Below are 17,015 nucleotides of genomic sequence, written 5' to 3'. Positions count from 1 at the left end.
ACGTGATCACTTGACATTCGTCCGGAGGAAATCGAAGATCTCCGGATTGCCCGGACGCGGTGGATCGTTATTGACAATCGATCCGTCGGGAGCTATGAGATAAAACGAAGGGAAACCTCCGGCAGCCAGACGGCTCATGATCTGCTCCGCCGAATCGTCGTCAGGAATGATATAGTGAAAACTATTGGACGGAAATCCTGCCATCAACATCTTCCGCCATGCTGAAGGATCGGACTTCATGGCCACGCTGACAAACACGACGTTGTCATCCTTGAAGAACTGTGCGACTTCAGGCAGACTTTTATGCGCCATGAGGCAAGGACCGCACCATGTGGCCCAAAGGTCAAGATAGACATACTTTCCGGCATATCGCTCTTTCAAGAGCTCAGCAAGATTATTGAAGTTTGTCGCCTTCGATTGCCCGTCTGCGAACTCATATATGTAGTCGTTCAGGATCATATCTGTAAGTTGTGGATTCGTATCATCCTCCTGCGCGGGAGCGAGGGCGGCAAGAGAAAAAAGAGCGGGATCGATCGTTAAAGGTTCATCTGCACCCTCCAACAGGTAGGAATAGAACAGGTCGCGTGTGAGGCTCTTGGGATAGGTCTCGGTAAATACTGTCAATAGTGAATCTGCATTCTCGGTCGTATGAAACAATGATGAGAGATAATTACTTACATGAGGGAGGTACATCAACTCCTTGCAGTTCTCATCGTTACCGATTTCAAAAACACTGTCAGTGAATATCGACAGTCTATCACTGTACGGCATCCGGCCGATATTATCCATGGCTGTGTTTGCTACAGAAAAGAGGGCACAGCGTTCGATCAGCTCCCGCACGTCAGGACGGAGCCCGACACTGTCGGAATATGCGGCAATCACCTTCCGATCCGAGTCGATTTTTCTGTACAGGTCCTCCCTGAACTCATCGGTACTCCTTGTCGGGTCGGAAAATTCCTTATAGAACCCACCGGTGAGAGATTTGTATGCTTTGCTGAACTGATTGTTGAATTCAGCTCGGTCACCACTGAATTTCGGCGCGGAATTGAGATCGGTAGCATCAATTTCAATGTACAGTGAATCGCCCGGCTCTGCGTATGCCCCGTAAAACTTACGGTCATAATATATAGTGAAGTCATGGCCGAAAGGAATATTCATTTCCGTTGAGAAGCGTCCTAAAGAGTCAAGGTTCGTCGCATGACGCTTTATCTTTACAGGGTTACATTCAATCGGCGTGATGACCCGCGCTGATTTTTTCTGGAGATTTTTGACCTGACCGGAGATCTTCACCGGAGGCACTGTTTGTGTCTGTGATGACAGGACCGGTATGGATATGAGGATACCCACACCGGTCAAGAGAAGCTTAAATATGTTTGAAATCATTTCACAATAAGCCTAATTAACAAATTATTTAGATGACGCAAAAATAAGGAAAAGTCGCATCAATTCAAATTTATCCGTGCAACTTCTTTATAATTGCCTAATTAATTCGGAGTATTGATCGGAGTTAGCTCCGATGGCTGACTTACAATGATATTTAGAGTAGCTTTTGCGTTCTCAGGCAGCCATTTCAGTGAACCGACATTGGCCTTTGTCAAATAGAGTTCAGCGTAACGGTTGTTCTTCTTACTGCCACGTACTTCCATGACCTTTATGAAACCACTGTCGTCACAGCAATCCACATTTACTTCATGTGATGGCATGGACATGGTAAAAAGTCCTATGACTGAATTTGAAAGTTTCAAATCACGCAGATTCCTGCCGTAGCAGCGGACGGTATCGATGTCACAACCGTCAAGTGTCAGGTCCGATCCAGTGCGGACATTAAGGCCCGGTGCATGAATATCATTGAGCCACACGGAGGTTGAACGATTGGTCACACTGCCAAGTTTCATGTCAGTAGGGAGGATCACACTCAAAGGCAACATCTCTGACCCGACTACCAGTCGCTTGATCTTTGAAAGTTTCATGATTGAATCGTTTATGGATGAGAGATCGGCTGCGAGGAAAAGCGTGTCATTTCTCACTATCATGGTGACAATCTTTCCTCCTGATTCAGCTGTCCTGAGGAGCGGGGTGCTCACCGAATCGGACATACTGACGGCCACGCCCTTGAAAGTGATTCTCTGACGGTCCTTAGTGACATCCTCATAGACTATGTGGCCGAACTGAGCTTCGATCGGCTCTTCAACTGTCTTGACATCAATCATTTTGCTGATATCCCCCTCTTTATCATATTCAGTCATTGGAATCTGATGGCTGATGCAAAACAGACAGGAGACGGCGATAAGCAGGAAGCCGGCTATGAAAGCCCCCAGCATTATATATGTTGTACGTTTCATTTACTTTTTTCCTTTAGATAGTTTTCATACATTGTTTTCGCTTCTTCGGGTGTGATGTCGAGAAGCATCAGTTGATGGAAGAAATACTGCACCTCTCCGTTAAGGAAAGTCTCGCGGCGACCATTTATTATTACCTCACGGGCATTGTCGGCGATGAAGAATCCGATGCCGCGACGGTTGAAGATGACACCGAGACGTTCGAGATGCTCGTAACTGCGCATGACGGTGTTGGCGTTGACCTCAAGCGAGGCCGCATACTCACGGACAGAGGGGATGCGCGCTCCGACCTGCAGAAGTCCGGTCAGTACATCGTCAGAGATCTTGTCGGCTATCTGGAGATAGATGGCCTTGTTATTTTCCTTGAATACCATATATGATTTGCCTCCTTTCTACCAACGCACTATTGTTTCCGCCTCACGGAATCGCATGAACGTCAGGCAATAGTTGAACAGACTCAATACTGTCAGTGCCAATACTACCAAAGTAGCGACCAAATCACCGTTTTCAAGCCATTCGGGTGCGACAAACATAGTGTCGGGCTTTTCAAGCAGATCGTAAAACCAAAAGTCGAACCATCCATATATTAATCCGAGGGCAAACAGCGAGACAAACGTCTTCAGGAACGAGACACGCGGCCAGACAATGGAACCGAGAAGGAAAAACGACTGCACACAAAAGAAAGTCATGATCCCGATAAGCGAGAAATGTTTGAAAGCTATCTCCTCGGAATGGAAAAAGAGCTTATTCCAGTCAAAGGTGCTGACCTCAATATGATAATTCATGTCAATGAACGCTACCCTCACCCAATCGGCGAACATGGCGAAAGCCACATAGATTATGAAAAAGCAGGGGACGGTAACAAGCCATTTCACCATGAATTTCTCGAATTGAGAAGCCGGAATCATGATTGACGAGAGGGCTGAAGGAGCAGAGGAGAATGATTTGAAAGCTGTGGATGCGACATAAGCCCCGGCGAAAAACATAATAATCGTAAAGAATATCACTTCCGTCAATGCCATCCGTTCACTTATATGCCTGAGCCATTCCGGATCAATGTCATCCCCTCCCTGAAAATTGGTTACGGCATAAAAAAGTCCGATGATGATGAGTGCACCGAGGAGGCCGCCGAGTGACAGGAGTATCTTGCGCCAGTTCTCGCGCACATCATGGTTGATCAGCAGACCGAAACGCTGCATATTGAATATCTGATTCTGGCTCATTGGTTCAGGTTGTTACGGTTAAACATATCTTTGATTATCTCCGGCTTGGCAAGCGAAAGCTCAAAGAGGATTTCAAGATTGAGTTCGGTTTCAGCACCGTCATCGTTGACCGTGACGACGGATGCTCCTTCAAGCGACGGCTGCGAATAGAGAGCCGATTCAATGACCGAGGGTGATGCTGTCTCAAAAAATTTGAGTGTATCCGTGACCCTATCGACGCGCTCGTTGAGAAGCACATGGGAGTGATCCATGATGATCACGTGGTCGAGCAGACGGTCGATGTCGCGCACCTGATGGGTGGAGATGATGATGGACCGCTCGTCGGTCATATTGCTTGCAATAAAGCGGCGAAACGCGCTCTTACCGGGAATATCGAGTCCATTTGTCGGTTCGTCCATAAGCAGCAGCGACGTATTGCAGGCGAGGGCGAAACTCATGAAAGCTTTTTTCTTCTGCCCCATCGAGAGCGCGCCGAGATTAAGATCCGTGTCCATATCGAAGATCTCCAGATGACGGCGCAGATCCTCGTAAGAGAAACGGGGATAGAACGAAGCGTTTGCTTTCAGATAATCCTTGAGTGGAATGCGGGGGAGCACGAATTCTTCGGGTACAATAAAAATATCGGAGAGGGTTTCGGGACGGCGCAGACGGGTATCGACATCATTGAACAGTATCTGTCCATTTGTCGGCGTAAGCGCACCGGCTATAAGATAGAGCAATGTTGACTTTCCTGCACCGTTTCTGCCAAGGAGTCCATAGACGCCACCGGCATTGACCTTCAGAGAGAAGTCATCCAGAATCCGACGATCATTGCGCCGGTAGGAGAATGTAAGGTTATCGACTTTAAGCATGATGGTGTATTAGTATAATAGTACACCGCAAAGGTAGAACCGTTTTTTGAATTATGCAATAGCCGGAGGGAATTTTTTGCGTCGTCAGTAAATTTTTTTTGCAAGGATATTCCGATCGTCCTATAAAACTAATCTAAATCAAATCTAACTATCATTTTAATTCAAATTCTTTGATTTAAGCATAAAACCACCTATATTTGCAGGCTGATAGGAATTTACAACCTTGCAACCGGATAAACCGCCGGAGGCCGTGACCGCCATGCACGACAGATATTTAATATAAAGCATATATGAAATGAAGCCATCCAATATTCTCAATCCCCACCGCATCATGATCACAGTACTGCTGTCAGTCATCGGGACTGCCATTGCCGGAGCTGCGATACTGCGTGTGGTGTTCCGACAGGAACGCCCGGAGAGGATCATGGTCGAACGCCGGCTGACCGACCGTGAGAATCCCTATTCATATCATTACTTCCGCGACACCGTCAAGGTCAGGGACTCCGTGGTGCAGCTGCGCCTCAACATCACCCAGCCCTACGACATCTCCGTGAGGGCCATAGGTTCGGACAGGCCGGGTTCACGAGTTGTCCCGATAGGCACGGATGATGAGTTAACCCTGACAATCGACTCACTGATAGAGCGTGGCCACTACAGCGGTACTGAATTTACTGACAGCCTTTATTCATTCTTCCGTCAGGAAAGCGAATTTCTGAAACGCAACGAAAATTCCGGTGAGAACATGATGGCTCTGCGCGACCGGTTTTTAGGACCGTTCGCCCTCTCCCACAAAGCCACTCCGGCCGGTATCATCGCCCTCTCATATTCGTCGGACTCCGTCAAGGCCAGATATTTCGACGAACTTGATCCTGCCCTCGAATACAGCGTGGCGGCAAACGAATACGTGAGTCTGCGCAACCGTGCCCGCGCCGTCCAAGCCATCATCAATGCCCACTCCGGCATGACAGTCGGAAAAGTAATGCCTGATTTTGCCCTCCCCGACTCCACCGGACGGATCGTGACTCTCAGCTCCATGCGCGGCGGTTGGGTGCTCGTTGACTTCTGGGCCACATGGTGCGCGGTGTGCATCCGCGGATTCGCTGACCTGCGGCAGTTCTCGGCGGAGTGTGGCGACAGGTGCAAGGTAGTGACCATCGACATAGACGATCAGGATGTGATCTGGCGTCCCTTCATCGCCGGTCACGACATGCCGTGGATCAACCTCCTGAATGATCCTACCGATCATAGTGAATCTAACCCTGTCAATGCCCTCGGCATAAACTCCATCCCCGTCACCATGCTCATTGATCCCGACGGAAAGATAGCGGCTCTTGAACGCGGGTCAAAACCCGGATTTCTCGACAAAGTAAAGCATATTATAGGTATAGATTAGCCGTCCCTAATTGATTTCAATTAGTAAAATGACCCTCCGGCCACGAAATTACTTAAATTTAGGTATGGTGGAGGAGGAAATATGGCAGTAATTTTGCATCATGTAAGAGGAACATTGTCAGATAGACCTCTTCACAGACTTTACAAGATTAATTTATACGATAATTTATACGAAATTTGATAAAAAACACTTGGACAATACAAGTCAGGCTCAGTCAATATGACGCTGACAGAGCGTCAAGACGACAGACTTCTGTAATCTATTTTTGAAATTGATGCTATTGTTTAAAACGGCGTGGCCGATGGTTGTGAAACCCTCCCCCACGCCGGTTTTTTATTTCCCAATTTTAAATGAAATTCAGTATCAATTGTAGGGACGCTGCGTGCAGCGTATGCCATGTGGCCTGTGGTTCAGGCAGATGTATTTCATCCGGCATACGCTGCACGCAGCGTCCCTACAATTATAAATATTATGAAACGGCCGACGGGGCTATCAGTCGTTCAGGTTATAGACCGTGCGGCGGATGTAAGGCCGGAGGGCGGGGACTTTCTCGGCAATGCCGTTGATGGCAAGACGCGACACCACTATACCACCATATACATTAAGGTGAGTGTTGTCGATGCGTCCGTTGGGTGCAAATTCATACTTACCAACCGGCATCCACATGAACAGAGCCTTCGAACTTTCAGGTCCGAGATCCTGAACGAGTTCATGAGTCAGGGCATTCATATCGACAAAGGGCACATTCAATTCCTCGGCCACATTGCGCGGAGCTATGCGGTAATCGCCGTGGGTATCGGCAAGAGAGTCACCTTCCATCGGATAACCTTCAAGCCCTTTCTTCCATGTCTTCTGACGGTCATCGGTCTCGGCTGCCGCAATACCGTTGGCCGGGAAATTACGGCGGACAATCGAGTTCATGAGTATGGGGTTGCCACCTTTCTCACGTGTCTCATTGACAAACTTCTTCAGGTTGGCATCGAAAGTAGAACCCGGATCGGTGTGACGGTCGGGCTTCGGTTTTTCGTCATTATGGCCGAACTGAATGATCACATAGTCACCGGGACGTATCTGATCACGCACCTTATCCCAGCGGCCTTCATCAATGAAGCTCTTGGAACTGCGGCCATTGACGGCATGATTATCGACCTTTATTGCCCCTTCGAGATAAATGGGAAGCATCTGTCCCCAGCCACGCTCCTGATTTTCCTTGTCGAGAGGTTTGTTGGCCATGGTCGAGTCACCGATCATAAAGACAGTTATTGTATCTGAAGGAACTTGTGCCACAGCCATTGCCGGGAGCGAGAGGGCTACTAAAAGGGATGAAAGAAATTTCATGATAATGAAGTTGATTTTATTTAAGGTGGAGTTAACAATTCCGGTTTGTCGCCGAAGCCAAAATCGATGCAATCTGACCGACGATTCTGCAAAGTTAGCCATAATCTCAATTTCAAGCCTCATAGATATCATAAGAGGCTTCGGCTGATTAATATTTTTTAACACGATGGTAAATTCAATCCACTGCGCAGCTCAACTGATTGATTATGTATATTGGATTTGATTGCTTGGAGGAAAAATGTTATCTTTGCAGAGAATCTAATCAAGGAATGCCGTGGCCGAAATCTCCGACGGCTTGTGACGGCTATGATTTTTTCACCTTAAAACTGACCATTTTTCATAGACTTATTAAGACCGATGACATTAAAAAATCTATTTTACGCCGCTGCGTTCTCGCTTTCGCTGCCGGCTTTTGTGGCATGTCAGAGTGGCATTGACCGTCATGCTCTCGTTGAGCGCAACAATCCTCACATTACAGAAATTGACACTCTGGCCTCACTATCCGTAGGCAACGGCGAATTTGCCGTCACCGTCGATGTGACCGGTCTTCAGTCATTTCCCGAACTTTACAGCAATGGTGTGCCCCTGGGCACTCAGAGCCAATGGGGCTGGCACAGCTTCGGCAATCCCGACAGTCTGAAATTTGAAGAAACTCTCAAGGACTACGATTTCGGACGCGGACGCATGGAGCCCTATTCCGTACAGTTCAACGAACCGGGTCGCAACCGCGACGCCGCCAACTGGTATCGCGTCAATCCCCACCGTCTCCATCTCGGCGCGCTCGGCTTCGCTGACCTGAATCCTGATCAGCTGTCCGATATAGACCAGACCCTCGATATGTGGAACGGAGAAATCCGCTCTGACTTCAAGGTGGATGGGACTCCGGTCAGTGTGCGCACCTACGTGCATCCCGACAAGGATATGCTTGCCGCATCAATCAAGTCAGAAAAACGTCTGCCCGTGGCACTGCGTCTCCCCTATCCCACCGGAGGCCACTGCGACGATGCCTGCAACTGGGACGCCGATTCACTCCACATCACTGAGATCATAAGTTCGGACGATAACCATGCCGTGATCCGCCACACACTTGATTCGACTTCATATTACATCAACCTCGCGTGGACCGGAGCAGAAGCTCCCGTGATGACAGGCCGCAATGTGGCCACAATCACTCCGACAGCCGACGAGTGGACCATAACAGCCACCTTCACTCCGGAGGAAAACAACGAAGTCAATCCCTCCGTCGCCGATACACGCAAAGCTTCGTCGGATTACTGGACAGCTTTCTGGAAGGACGGCGGAGTCGTAGATTTCAGCCACTGCACCGATCCCCGCGCCGCAGAACTCGAACGCCGCGTGGTCCTCTCGCAGTACCTCCTCGCCATCCAGTGTGCCGGTTCGACACCTCCGCAGGAGACAGGCCTGACCTACAACTCATGGTTCGGAAAATTCCACATGGAGATGATCTGGTGGCATCAGGCACAGTTCGCCCTGTGGGGTCACGAGGACCTTCTCAACCGCACTCTCCCTTGGTATGAAAGCTCTGCCGGAGTCGCACGCGACATTGCCGAGCGTCAGGGATTCAAAGGTCTGCGCTGGATGAAGATGACAGATCCCTCAGGTATTGAAGCCCCCTCGAAAGTAGGATCATTCCTCATCTGGCAACAGCCCCACCTCATCTATCTCGCCGAGCTTGCCTACCGTGCCGGTCAGGACACAGCCGTGATCAACCGCTACTATGATCTCGTGCAGGGAACGGCTGAATTCATGGCCGACTTCGCCGACAAGGATTCACTTGGCCGCTACACTCTCCACGGAATCATCCCCGCGCAGGAGACCCTCCGCGCAGCTGAGACCGTCAATCCTCCTTTCGAGCTGTCTTACTGGCATTTCGCACTCAATACCGCACAGAAGTGGCGCGAACGCAAAGGTGAACCCCGTATCGAGGAATGGGACGAGATCATAGCCAATCTCTCGCCCCTCGCCGCCAAGGACAGCCTCTATCTCGCCGCTGAAACCGCCCCCGAAACCTACAGCGACATCCGTCTGACCTCCGACCACATGGCCGTGCTTGCAGCCGTAGGCATCCTGCCTTCATCGCCCCTCGTGAAGCCCGACATCATGGACAACACGTTTGACTGGGTGTATGACAACTGGAACTGGGACAAGACTTGGGGTTGGGACTACCCGACTACTGCAATGAACGCCGTGCGCCTCGGTCACCCCGAAAAGGCTATCAACGCACTGCTCATGGACAAGCGCACCAACACCTACCTCCCCAACGGTCATAACTATCAGGACAACCGTCTGCGCTGCTATCTCCCCGGCAACGGCGGTCTGCTCACAGCCGTTGCACTCATGTGTGCCGGCTGGGATGGTTGCGAGATCGAGAATCCGGGATTCCCGAAGGACGGCACATGGGATGTACGCTGGGAAGGCATCAAACCCATGCCATAATTTCAGTTCAGAGTTTAAAGTTTAGAAAATCGAGTTATCTTTAACGGTATAACCATTGGAATCAGGCCGCGGCTTCAGGTACAACTTTCACGCACCTGAAGCCGTCGGCTTAAAATCCGATAAACAAGCATGATACAGCGAATCATAACCACAATTTTTCTTGCAGCTACGATCACTATCGTTTCCGGAGCTGAATCCCGTCCACGCCATTATGTGCCTGACGGCAATTCAGTAGTGACAACCGACGGCGGAGCGCGTTTCAACCGCGCTCTCTACGGCGCACATTCCGGATTCCGTATGGACTGTTCCGACACTCCTGAATTCGGCATCTATCTCCCGCGCATGGGAGGCAACCTCCTCCTGACATTACCTGAGGGGAAATGCACCGCGCGCTACACTCCGGGCCGCATGGACTACGAGCAGGGTGGCGTCAAGGTCGAAGCCCAAGTGATGCGCAGCAAGGATATGGCTCTGTGGGCAATCACCAACACTACCGATCATCCGGTCAGTGTGCCTGTACGCTTCGGAGGCGTGGCCGAGAAGAAGTTTTACCGTGAAGGTGACCTCGGAGTGGATGATCCGACATGCTTTGATCTCAAACCGGAATACTGCAAAGGCAACGTATATACCGTTGACGGAGACCTCATCAACGTCGAGTATGGTGCAAAGGAACGTAAGAACCTCACACTCGTCATACCTTCAACGACTTACCACATCAACTCTCTGCCGGCCTACGAAGGTGTCATCGACCTCAAGCCGGGCGAGCAAAAGATTATAGCTCTCTTCCCTCCCGGTAATGTCCCGTCGGAATCGCTTGGCCAGCTGCTCGCACAGGCCGAAAAGGAACGTGCCGAACTGGCTGCAAACGTCGAGTTCTCCACTCCCGATGCATGGCTCAACCCTATCGGCGGGGCACTTGCTGTTGCTGCCGACGGAATATGGAGCGGTGAGGCATGGCTTCACGGCTCGATCGGATGGCGCACACCTCATCTCGGATGGCGAGGCGCATACGTCGGAAGCGCAATCGGCCGTCATGATCGTGCGCTGACCCATTTCAACACTTACGCGTCCAATCAGATCACCGACATACCACCGGTGCTCAGCCATCCGCGTCAGGACTCTACCCTCAACCTCGCGCGTGCAGAAAAAAAGTGGGGCACACCCATGTACAGCAACGGCTACATCTGCCGCCGTCCCGGAAAGAAAGATGAGATGTCGCACTACGACATGAACCTTGTCTATATCGACGCCATGCTCCGCCATTTCCGTCACACAGGCGACACGGCTGCCATGCGAAAGCTGTATCCGGTGGTGAAACTCCATCTCGATTGGGAAAAACGCAATTTCGATCCCGACGGCGATCACCTCTATGATGCCTACTGCTGCATCTGGGCCAGCGACGCACTCTATTACAGCGGAGGTGCCGTCACCCACTCGTCTGCCTACAATCTTTTCGCCAACAGACTCACGGCTCAGCTTGCCGAGGCCATCGGTGAAGATCCGACTCCCTATCTGCACGAAGCTGAAGGAATAGCTGCTGCCATCGACAGTGTGCTCTGGATGCCCGAACGCGGACACTGGGCCGAATACCGCGACAAAGGCGGACACCAACGCCTCCATCCCTCAGCAGCATTGTGGACCATCTACCATGCCATAGATTCCGAGATAGCCGACCCCTTCCAAGCATACGCTGCGACTTGCTATGTCGATCGGGCCACCCCTCATATTCCTGTCAACGGCGAGGGGGTCGAGGATGGTCTCTACACCCTATCGACCACCAACTGGAAGCCCTATTCATGGAGCATCAACAACGTAGCCATTGCCGAGGTTATGCATACGGCCCTCGCCTATTGGCAGGCCGGACGCAACGAGGAAGCTTACCGTCTGATGAAAGGCGTGGCGATGGACAACATGTATCTCGGAGCTTCACCGCTCAATTTCGGACAGATCAGTCACTATGATGCAGCCCGTGGTGAGTGTTACCGCGACTTCGCCGACCCGATCGGTGTGTGGGGCCGTGCGCTGACCGAAGGTCTCTTCGGAGTGCGTCCCGATCTGCTTGCGAAAGATCCCGTTGTGAGACTCATCCCCGGCTTCCCCGCCGAGTGGAATGAGGCTTCGGTCAATCTTCCCGACCTGTCCTATTCATTCAGGCGCGACGGAAAGAAAAATGTCTATACGGTCAACAACCGTTACGGCAAAGGCTCAACACTTGAACTGACAGTCCTGGCCAACGGTGTGAAGAGCGTGAAAGTCAACGGCAAAAAAGCTGCTTGGAAAGTAACTGAAAACTCTATCGGAACTCCACGTATAACAATCAACGCCGGAACTGCCCCTGAACTCGTCATAGAAATCACGGAAGCCGCAAGCTTCAATCCGTCGGCTACCGGACGCACGCGTCAGGAAGGGCCGGTGACTTTCAGCGAGATGACTGACGGCACTCTAACATGGTGGAATGCGGAAGTCGCCGCAGATGCACTATCCACAGCCGGTCCGGTAGCACCCGACGGGTTCGATGACATACGTGCCGAACTCTGCGAGACCACTGACCTTACGCCGTCCTACAATGCCTCTGTCACCGACATATTCCGCAATGAATATCTGTCACCCCGTCCCGATGTCACCACTCTCCAGCTCCCCAAACAAGGCATCGGCGAATGGTGTCATCCCAAGCTCACAGCCGACATCGATGACTCCGGTCTCCGCGCACGTCTCGCCGCCGAGGGTGGCATATTGAAAACCGAGACCGGCATACCGTTTGCCCTCCCGGCTGAAGGAAGCAACATTCTTTTCACATCACTTTGGGATAATTATCCTGACAGCGCGAAGATCAATCTTTCGGGACGCGGATCTCACCTCTATCTACTAATGGCAGGTTCGACAAACCACATGCAGTGGGGCATTGAAAACGGACTGCTCCGTGTCCGCTATACCGACGGAACAGAGGAAGTGACACCGCTCGTCAATCCCCACAACTGGACACCGATCGAACTCGACTTCTATCACGATGAAAATGCCTTTGCGAAAGCTCCCGGCACACAATCGCCCTACCGTCTGCATCTCAAGAGCGGCCGCATGAGCCGTAATCTCGGTGACGAACTTGGCATCAAGGGAGTGGCCGACCGCTATATCGAAGGCGGTGCGGGCGTGGTTCTCGACATCCCTGTCGATCCCTCGCGTGAACTTGAATCACTCACCCTTGAAACCCTTTCGGGCGACGTAGTGATCGGCCTCATGGGTCTGACCATCCAACGTCCGTGAGACATTAACATCAACCCTCTTCATCAAAACAATGAATAATCATCTGAAAAGCCTCATAGCATTAGGCCTCCTCTCGTGGAGCGCGGTAAATGCATCGACTCCCGCCCAGACCGCTTCCGATATCACCGACTGGTATCCGGTGACGGTTGAGAACCGTCCATTCGTCCGCTGGTGGTGGCTCGGCAGTGCGGTAGATCCCGAAGGGCTCACCTTCAATCTCGAAGAATTTTCGAAAAAAGGTCTCGGCGGAGTTGAGATCACACCGATCTACGGAGTCAAGGGGAATGAAGCCAACGACATCCGTTATCTCTCCCCGCAATGGATGCAGATGCTTGACCATACTATTTCCGAAGGCAACCGCCTCGGACTGCAGATCGACATGAACAATGGTACGGGCTGGCCATTCGGAGGACCGGAAGTCAGCACGGCCTACAGCGCGCGCAAACGAGTGGTGGAGAAACTGACGGTAGCCCCCGGAAAGAAATTTACCGGAAAAATCGTCCCCTCGGATGCCAAGCAAGCTCCGGTAGCCACTCTGCAGGCCATCATAGCCTGCAACGGGGACAGGCGTATAGACATCACCGAAAATCTTCGCCCCGATTCCGTTCTCGTATGGAAAGCTCCCAAAGTCAAGAAGCAGAAGGGTGAGAAAGAAGCGGCTGACTGGACTATATATGCCATATTCTCCGGCCGTACATTCCAGAAGGTGAAACGCGCTGCTCCCGGTGGTGAGGGACTGGTCGTGAATCACTACGACAGTGTAGCCGTCAACCATTACCTTGACCGTTTCGAGAAAGCGTTTGCAAGCTCAGGCTGTCCAGTGCCCGATACCTTCTTCAACGACTCGTATGAGGTATATGGATCAGACTGGGCCGACAATATTCTTGATGAATTCCGCAAGGACCACGGCTATAGCCTTGAACTCTACATGCCGGAATTTCTTGACGAAAAGAATCACGATGATCTCCGTTCACGCGTGGTCCGTGACTATCGCGCGACACTCGCACGGATGCTCCGCGACAATTTCACGGATGTATGGATGGCCCGTGCCCACGCCAAGGGTGCGAGAATCCGCAACCAGAGCCACGGATCGCCCGCTAACATCATAGATCTCTACGCAGCCGTGGATATTCCCGAATGTGAATCCTTCGGACAGACCGACTTCAATATTCCCGGACTGATTCAGGATGGCCCGACCCGACCGAGCGACTCTGATCCGGCTGTGCTCAAATTCGCCTCGTCGGCTGCCCATCTTACCGGTAAACCTCTGACTTCGGCAGAAACACTGACATGGCTTACTGAACATTTCCGCACATCGCTCTCACGCTGCAAGCCGGAACTCGACCAGATGTTCTGCTCAGGCGTGAACCACGTATATTTCCACGGAGCACCCTACTCGCCAAAAGGAGCGGCTTTTCCCGGATGGATGTTCTATGCCTCCATCAACATGTCGCCTACCAACAGCATCTGGCAGGACGCCGATTCTCTTTTCGGCTACGTCAGCCGCTGTCAGGCATTCCTCTCAGCCGGCAAGCCGGATAATGATTTCCTCCTCTACTTCCCCATCGAAGAGATATGGCAGCGTCAGGGAGGCAATCCCTACCTGATGTTTGACATACACAAGATGCAACAGCGCATGCCCGACATAAAGCAGGCGATCGCCGACATAATCGAGGCCGGTTATGATGCGGATTATATCTCCGATGCCCTTCTTGATGGACTTCAGGTGACATCTGACGGCAACATCAATTCACGCGGAGGAGCCGATTACCGCGCCATACTTGTCCCTCCGGCCAAATTCATGCAACCCGAATCATTGAAGCGGATCATGGATCTCGCCGAGGCCGGTGCGACAGTAGTGTTCGTCGCAACCCTTCCTTCCGATGTCCCCGGTCTGGCATACGTGGATCAGCGCCGTCAGGAGCTCACAGATCTAAGGGATAAACTCCCCGCCGTAGGACGCTACGCCACATCCACCCCGTTCGGAAAGGGCCGCATCATCACTTCGCCTGATTTTGCCGAAGCGTTGAGCCTTACAGGTGTAAAACCGGAAACAATGCGTACGGCGGATGGCCTGTCGCTCATCCGCCGCCGAAACGAGGCTGGCGGTCACAACTATTTCATTGCCCTGCTCCAGAATCGGCCTCTTGACGGCTGGGTCACTCTCACCGCTCCCGCCGCCTCTGTGGAGATTTTCGATCCTGTGAGCGGTCGCAAAGGAATGGCGCAGACACGCACATCCGCTAACGGAGAGACACAGGTGCGTCTCCAGCTCCTGCCGGGTGAATCCACCATGCTCAAGACTTTCCCAAAGGAGGTTTCGGGCGAGTCTTGGGCCTATGTCGAGGATCAGGGTGAACCTATAGTTATCGACCGTGGCTGGAACATAAGCTTCCCAAAAAGCGAACCGGCGATAGAGGGTACATTCGCAACCGACACCTTGACCCAATGGTGTGCATTGCCAGATCCGAACGCCACGATAAATTTCGGAACAGGACGCTATACAGTTGAATTTACCATCGATGATCCGAACGTGGCTGACGAGTGGCTTCTCGACCTCGGCGAAGTCCGCGAGAGTGCCGATGTGAGGATCAACGGTATCCCCGCAGGTAAGGTCTGGAGTGTCCCCTTCACTCTACGCGTGGGGAAATATCTGCGTCCGGGCAAAAACACGCTCGAAATCGATGTGACCAATCTCCAAGCCAACCGCATAGCCGACTTTGAACGCAGAGGAGTGAATTGGCGCATATTCAAGGATGCTAATATCGCATCCGTAACCAATGCCAAGCAGTTCACTTTCGGCGATTGGCCCACTATACCTTCCGGTCTCAACTCGCAGGTGAAACTCATCCCGCTCACTCTTTCAAAGTGAACTGTTTCCGACATAATAAGAATCAATAATTTACCTTTTCCATTATAAACCACATCAACCAATGAAAAAGTTACTGCTATCAGTCCTGACACTGATCTTCCTGCTCCCGGCGACAGCTGCTGACCAGCTTCCGCCCCGCGAACAGACATTGAAAACTCTCATCAAGGTCAACGATCTCTATCTGAAAAATCATCCTGATCCCCTGCTCGGCATACCCTATTACTCCCGCAAGAAAGTTTATGAGGCCAACATCTGGACCCGTGCGGTCTATTTCGAAGGTCTCATGGCTCTCCATTCGATCTACCCTGACAACCGCTACTATGACTATGCCTACAAGTGGGGCGACGGATTCAAGTGGGGTATGCGCCGCGACGATACCACAACCCGCAACGCTGACAATTACTGCTGCGGACAGACCTACATCGATCTTTACCGCCTCACTCCCGAACCCAAGATGCTCACCAAAACAAAAGCATGCATGAACATGCTCGTCAACACTCCGCAGGTGGATGACTGGACTTGGATCGACGCCATACAGATGGGTATGCCCCTGCTTGCCAAGATGAGTGCCGAGACAGGCGACCCGCGTTACAACGAAAAGGCTTGGCAGATGTATGAATGGTCACGCAACACCCTCGCCGGCGGTCTTTTCAACGAAAAAGAGGGCCTGTGGTGGCGCGACAAGGATTTTGTGCCTCCCTACAAAGAACCCAACGGCAAAAACTGCTACTGGTCACGCGGAAACGGCTGGGTCGTAGCGGCTCTTGCCAAAGTCCTTCAGGAACTTCCTGAAGACGCTCCTCACCGCGATGTATATATCAAGGATTTCAAGGCTATGCTTGACGCAGCCGTGAAATGTCAGCGTGAGGATGGTTTCTGGAATGTGAGTCTCCATGATGAAAGCAATTTCGGAGGCAAGGAGACCACCGGTACAGCACTTTTTGTCTATGGTATGGCTTGGGGTATCAACAACGGCATCCTCGACCGTAACAAATATCTCCCCGCCCTCACCAAAGGCTGGAACGCTATCGTGAACGAGGCTATCCACCCCAACGGATACATCGGTTATGTACAGGGAACCGGCAAAGAACCCAAGGACGGCCAACCGGTAGCCTACGATTCAAAGCCCGATTTCGATGATTACGGCACCGGATGCGTGCTCCTCGCCGGATCGGAAGTCTATAAACTCCAGTAATAATGTAGGGACGCGGCGTGCCGCGTATGCCGAATGAAATAGTTACAGCCTATGTTTCAGGCGGATGTATTTTATTCGGCATACGC

The 17,015-nt window shown here is 51.7% G+C and carries 10 protein-coding genes and 1 pseudogene; 5 read left to right on the top strand and 6 right to left on the bottom strand.

Translation table 11 applies throughout. The features are described 5' to 3' along the window. Positions 1-6: 6 nt before the first annotated feature. From K2G41_RS06325 to K2G41_RS06305, 5 genes are all read right to left on the bottom strand, one after another. The gene (locus tag K2G41_RS06325; RefSeq protein ID WP_300116530.1) at positions 7-1,383 is read right to left on the bottom strand and encodes a TlpA disulfide reductase family protein; all 1,377 of its coding nucleotides are present in this window, start codon (positions 1,381-1,383) and stop codon (positions 7-9) included. A gap of 101 nt (positions 1,384-1,484) precedes the next feature. Next, the gene (locus K2G41_RS06320; protein WP_300116528.1) at positions 1,485-2,342 is read right to left on the bottom strand and encodes a hypothetical protein; all 858 of its coding nucleotides are present in this window, start codon (positions 2,340-2,342) and stop codon (positions 1,485-1,487) included. Then, entirely contained in the window at positions 2,339-2,713 is a 375-nt protein-coding gene (locus K2G41_RS06315) for a GntR family transcriptional regulator (RefSeq protein WP_300116525.1), read from the bottom strand. The genes K2G41_RS06320 and K2G41_RS06315 overlap by 4 nt, the downstream gene beginning before the upstream one ends. Before the next feature lie 18 nt (positions 2,714-2,731). Then, on the bottom strand, positions 2,732-3,562 hold the full coding sequence (locus tag K2G41_RS06310) for a hypothetical protein (protein WP_300116523.1): 831 nt from the start codon (positions 3,560-3,562) through the stop codon (positions 2,732-2,734). Further along, a complete protein-coding gene (locus tag K2G41_RS06305) occupies positions 3,559-4,413 on the bottom strand; it encodes an ABC transporter ATP-binding protein (RefSeq protein ID WP_300116521.1) in 855 nt (284 codons plus the stop codon). The genes K2G41_RS06310 and K2G41_RS06305 overlap by 4 nt, the downstream gene beginning before the upstream one ends. Positions 4,414-4,708: 295 nt before the next feature. On the opposite strand from K2G41_RS06305, the gene K2G41_RS06300 reads away from it, so the two are divergent. Then, entirely contained in the window at positions 4,709-5,806 is a 1,098-nt protein-coding gene (locus K2G41_RS06300) for a TlpA disulfide reductase family protein (protein WP_300116519.1), read from the top strand. A 519-nt stretch (positions 5,807-6,325) separates the two neighbouring features. On the opposite strand, the pseudogene K2G41_RS06295 reads toward K2G41_RS06300, so the two are convergent. After that, a pseudogene (locus K2G41_RS06295) lies at positions 6,326-7,099 on the bottom strand (rhamnogalacturonan acetylesterase); the annotation flags it as partial. A gap of 402 nt (positions 7,100-7,501) precedes the next feature. Between K2G41_RS06295 and K2G41_RS06290 the strand changes: the two are divergent. The 4 genes from K2G41_RS06290 to K2G41_RS06275 all read left to right on the top strand — a co-directional run bounded on the left by K2G41_RS06290 (position 7,502) and on the right by K2G41_RS06275 (position 16,929). Beyond that, positions 7,502-9,601, top strand: coding sequence for a hypothetical protein (locus K2G41_RS06290; RefSeq protein WP_300116517.1), 2,100 nt, complete (start codon positions 7,502-7,504; stop codon positions 9,599-9,601). Between the two features lie 129 nt (positions 9,602-9,730). Continuing rightward, complete coding sequence (locus tag K2G41_RS06285; RefSeq protein WP_300116515.1) at positions 9,731-12,862, top strand: DUF4450 domain-containing protein; 3,132 nt, start codon at positions 9,731-9,733, stop codon at positions 12,860-12,862. Between the two features lie 31 nt (positions 12,863-12,893). Then, positions 12,894-15,734: a glycosyl hydrolase gene (locus K2G41_RS06280; RefSeq protein ID WP_300116513.1), complete on the top strand. Its 2,841-nt coding sequence runs from the start codon at positions 12,894-12,896 to the stop codon at positions 15,732-15,734. 61 nt (positions 15,735-15,795) lie between these two features. Then, positions 15,796-16,929 (top strand): glycoside hydrolase family 88 protein, encoded by a 1,134-nt coding sequence (locus tag K2G41_RS06275; RefSeq protein WP_300116511.1) that lies wholly within the window; start codon positions 15,796-15,798, stop codon positions 16,927-16,929. The last annotated feature ends 86 nt before the right edge of the window (positions 16,930-17,015 follow it).

The sequence above is a fragment of the Duncaniella sp. genome (assembly GCF_029056165.1).
In the GTDB taxonomy this organism is placed as follows: Bacteria; Bacteroidota; Bacteroidia; order Bacteroidales; family Muribaculaceae; genus Duncaniella.
The sequence above is the reverse complement of the archived record's forward strand: the minus strand, read 5'-3'. Positions and strand labels throughout refer to the sequence as shown.